This is a genomic window from Isoptericola haloaureus (assembly GCF_036689775.1).
Lineage (GTDB): Bacteria > Actinomycetota > Actinomycetes > Actinomycetales > Cellulomonadaceae > Isoptericola > Isoptericola haloaureus.
In genome coordinates, this window is the sequence record NZ_JBAGLP010000013.1 from 1 (window position 1) to 308 (window position 308).

A 308-nucleotide genomic window follows, 5' to 3' on the forward strand; every position below is an offset into this window, starting at 1 on the left:
GATCGTCCATCGCGAAGTGCAGGGCGCGCAGCGCCCGTGAACGCGATCGTGCCGCGACCCTCCCCGTCGCCGGGTCGGGGCGGTGTCAGCCGCGCGGCGTCTTGGCCGGCGGCACAGCCAGCGCGTGCTCCGAGACGTCGACCGCGCCGTGGACGCCGGGGCCGCCCGGGGCGCCGCCCGCCTGCTCGCCGAGGAGGGGGCCGGTGACGCGGCCCGCGCCGCGCAGGTCCACCATGGCGGACTCGCCGCCCGGCAGCAGGTGCGCCGGGACCGCGACGGTGGCGGACAGGACCGTGGTCTTCATGGAG

The 308-nt window shown here is 78.6% G+C and carries 1 protein-coding gene; it reads right to left on the reverse strand.

Going from position 1 to position 308, the window contains the following annotated elements; translation table 11 throughout:
- Positions 1–85: 85 nt before the first annotated feature.
- On the reverse strand, positions 86–308 hold a 223-nt coding region (locus tag V5O49_RS00040; protein WP_332900444.1), incomplete at its 5' end, for a hypothetical protein.